Raw genomic sequence first — 3742 nt, 5'->3', positions numbered from 1 at the left:
CATCCCAACTCCCCACTCCCTGTCTTGTCTCGCTAAACCGTCGGGAAACCCGACGAGCGCGAGCCGCAACTCCCAACTTCCCACTCCCAACTCCCAACTCCCAACTCCCAACTCCAAATGACCTTACTCCCAACTGATGATACTCCGCTCTACAATCATCCACTGCCCGAAATCGAACAGTGGTTGACTTCTATGGGTTGCCAGCAAGATGAGAGTGAATTGCACTGCTGGCACATTAACAAGCCCGATTGGCGCGCTGAATTGTGTTTGGATATCGAAGAACTTACAGTTCGCTATCATCCGACAACCGATCGTTCGAGTGCAGACATTGCTAAGGGATCCGGCGATCGGAGTATTTTTCGCACCTTTAAATATTCCCTCAGCCGTCAGGATATCGAAAATGCCGTATTCGCTGGCCCTTAATTTGCCAAGCTGCTTTCAAAGCGATCGGATCGATATACAATACAAATTGTGAGTGTATTATCTCGACTCTCGTTCCATCGTTCCCCGAACTATGTTGTGCCAAGGTTGTTGCCGATTTAATAGGCTAGCAGGGGTATCCATGCAAATCGAACGGCAGTAAGATTCAAAAAATGTAGCTAGATCGAGCAATGAGACTATAGCTCGACACGACACTACCGAAAGAGCGACTCGGTACATCGGTGCAATTATTTACCCATCATTTACCCATGTCTCTAACCATCTTCATCGCCGCAATTGTGGGGTTGTTGGTTGGTGCCAGTGGTTGCTATTTCTGGCGCGAATCTCAACTCAGGCAGCAATTATCAGAAGTGCTCGAGGTAATGCAGCCTGCCGATTATCGTGAAGATATTTCGTTGCCGATGCTATCGCAATTGCGCCGCCGAGCTAGCATCAGCAAGCAGCAACAACAGCAACTCCAGGAACAGTTATTTAGCTGGCAATCTGTGCTGCAAGAAGCACCCATCGGTTATTTACAAGTAGATGCTGAGAATCAAGTGCTGTGGTGCAATCAAACAGCCCAAAACTTACTTCAGATTCAAAAGTGGCATTCAGCACGGGCAAGATTATTATTAGAACTAGTCCGTTCTTACGAACTCGATCGTTTCATCGAAAAAACCAGATCGACACAGGTTGCTAATGAATTAGTCTGGCAGTTTCACTTTGGTTATCATGAAGCGGCAAATTCTCGCTTCTCTAAAGGAGAGGCTCCGCCAACGATTTGGCTCAAAGCGCGTAGTCTGCCACTAGCTGATGGAGTCATCGGTGTCTTTCTCGAAAGCCAGCAGGAGCGGGTAGAGACAGTTGCCTCGCGAGAACGTTGGTTGGGAGATCTGGCTCATGAGATTCGCACGCCCCTGACTGTAATTCATTTACTTGCCGAAACATTACAATCTAAAGTAACACCCGAGTTGACACGCTGGACAGATCGGGTATTACAAGAAACTAATCGCTCGATCGATCTAGTTCAACATTTCTTAGAACTGAGTCAGTTAGAAACTTCTGCTACTGAATATTTGCGATTGGTACGAGTAGATGTAGTGCGCTTGCTCCGCGATGTTTGGAATACACTAGAGCCGATTGCGACACAACGCAACGTGCAATTTATCTATCAAGGGCCACCCCAAGTAGTTTTGGATCTCGATCTCGATCGATTTACCCAAGTAGCAATTAATTTATTTGATAATAGCCTCAAGTATTGTCCCGATCGCGGGCATATTTGGGTCGATATTTATTTATCACCACCGGATCCACTTGTTGAGCACAGCAACGATAGCGGCATAAATCGAGTAGAGATCGATCTCTATGATGATGGTTCTGGGTTGAGCACCAAAGATCTCCCATATATTTTCGATCGTTTATATCGAGGCGATCTCTCTCGTCAACGTCAATCTAGTGGCAAAAGTCCGAGCGATTCGCGCACTACAGGCAGTGGCTTGGGATTGGCGATCGTCCGTCAGATTATTCTCGCCCATCAAGGGACGATCGTTGCCAACAATCATCCCACTACAGGTGGAGCATGGTTCCACATTATCTTACCCCAGGTCACAGGGCAAAATAAGTAGTCACCCAAATTGCTAGTTATGAGTGACTAGTGGCAAAGGGCAAGGTTTAATATTAATTTATGACATCACCGATCGGAGGTATGATGCGCGATTCTTGTGGCTCATTCTTAAATTCAGCAACACCTAATGCCTAATTAATCGATCGAATTTCTAATAATGGTGACAATTGCAACAGTCATAGACGAACTACAATCGTTAAAATAGGTTTAGTTCCCAATTATTTATATTCGCTCGATCCGAATTTAATATAATCTCCTAAATTTTAAAAGTGACTATTTCTTATTCATTGAATGAATCTAAACAATTTAAGCATCGCAGTCGTCGGCTCGAACAAGATCTGCTCCTGATGGGAGCTTTAGTCGAACAGTCCTTTCGACTGGCACATAGCTCTCTATTTCAACGCGAGATCGGTGCCGCCGAACAGATCCCTCAAATCGATCGCAAAATCGATAGATTTTATCACCAAATTGAGATCGAATGTGCCGAACTGATGGCAATTGTCTCGCCCGCTGCCCAAGATTTACGGCGGCTGAGTGCGTTTATGCAAATGGTACGAGATTTGGAGCGGATTGGCGATTATGCCAAAGATATTAGCGAAATTTCCCTGAAATTGTTTCCCTATCCAGTAGCACACCCCTGTCTGCCCGCGATCGAACAGATGTCGCATCATGCCAGAGCCATGCTAGAGGCTAGTTTAGCTGCCCTGAGCAATCTCGATGGTACGGCTGGCCCTACCGTCCACAAACTCGACGATGTAGTCGATCGAGCCTACGATGAAATTTACCAAACTTTAGCCAGTCAACGCAATCTTCAAGGCTCTGTAGAGCCAACCATTCTACTCGCCTTAACGATTCGCCATCTAGAACGTATGGCCGATCATGCCACGAATATTGCATATCGAGTAACTTTTATCGTTACCGGATCGCGGAAGTTGGTAAAGGATAAAGGTAATGGGTAATGGGTCATGAGTAATGAGTAATGAGTAATGCCTTGTTAACGAGCAGAAGACGAGAGTAATCTTTTGCATCTACTCATCTGTCTTGTCTCGCTGCTTGGTGCGCTAAACCGTCGGGAAACCCGACGAGCGCGAGCCGCCACTCATCCACCCATCCACTCATTTACCCCAATATCTCTCCCATAGCTAATCTAGTTCCATTGACTAAATCTGTGCCAGATTGAGGGCGTTTGCCTGCGGGTTGAACTTCTTGCAGGAGGAGACATCCAGAACCTGTTTGGACGATCGGCCCCAACCCTTTGACGATTTTAATAACTGTTCCTGGTAAGCTGTTACGGAGATCGAGAGTCTCGATTTCTGGTAATAATTTCTGAATTTCTGGGGGTAAATCTGTCTGAAAATCGATCGCCAGTGGGACTGTTGCCAAGATTTTCAGCGGCTGCTCGCGAAAAGTAGCGACACAATTGGGATAAAAGCCCCGGACTCGATTGTGAATTTCTAGATGCGATCGAGTCCAATCGATCGTGTATTCTGATTTCTGAATGGGTGGTGCCGCAGTGGCCGCTGCGTGCTCCTGTGGAGTCGGTATAATCCGATCGAAGGTATAAATTGTCTCAACCAGTAAATTAGCACCCTCGATCGCCAATTTAGCACCCAACCCGTCGGCATTATCCCACAGACTGACTGGAGTTTCGTACTTCAGCAACATCGCACCCGTATCCATCCCCGCATCCATCAGCAT

At 46.5% G+C, this 3742-nt stretch carries 4 protein-coding genes; 3 read left to right on the top strand and 1 reads right to left on the bottom strand.

Annotated elements, in window-relative coordinates:
- Nucleotides 1-117 precede the first annotated feature (117 nt).
- The 3 genes from C7B77_RS25950 (at nt 118) to phoU (ending at nt 3003) form a co-directional block, all read left to right on the top strand.
- A complete protein-coding gene (locus tag C7B77_RS25950; protein WP_106311796.1) occupies nt 118-423 on the top strand; it encodes a DUF3143 domain-containing protein in 306 nt (101 codons plus the stop codon).
- 266 nt (nt 424-689) lie between these two features.
- Nucleotides 690-2045, top strand: coding sequence for a sensor histidine kinase (locus tag C7B77_RS25945; RefSeq protein ID WP_106311793.1), 1356 nt, complete (start codon nt 690-692; stop codon nt 2043-2045).
- Nucleotides 2046-2313: 268 nt separating this feature from the next.
- On the top strand, nt 2314-3003 hold the full coding sequence (gene phoU / locus C7B77_RS25940) for a phosphate signaling complex protein PhoU (RefSeq protein ID WP_106311790.1): 690 nt from the start codon (nt 2314-2316) through the stop codon (nt 3001-3003).
- A 160-nt stretch (nt 3004-3163) separates the two neighbouring features.
- Here phoU and C7B77_RS25935 read toward each other — a convergent pair.
- On the bottom strand, nt 3164-3742 hold a 579-nt coding region (locus C7B77_RS25935; RefSeq protein ID WP_425430847.1), incomplete at its 5' end, for a methionyl-tRNA formyltransferase.

Source organism: Chamaesiphon polymorphus CCALA 037 (assembly GCF_003003845.1).
GTDB lineage: Bacteria > Cyanobacteriota > Cyanobacteriia > Cyanobacteriales > Chamaesiphonaceae > Chamaesiphon > Chamaesiphon polymorphus.
Note: the sequence above shows the minus strand (reverse complement) of the source record. Positions and strands in the feature narration are given on the sequence as shown.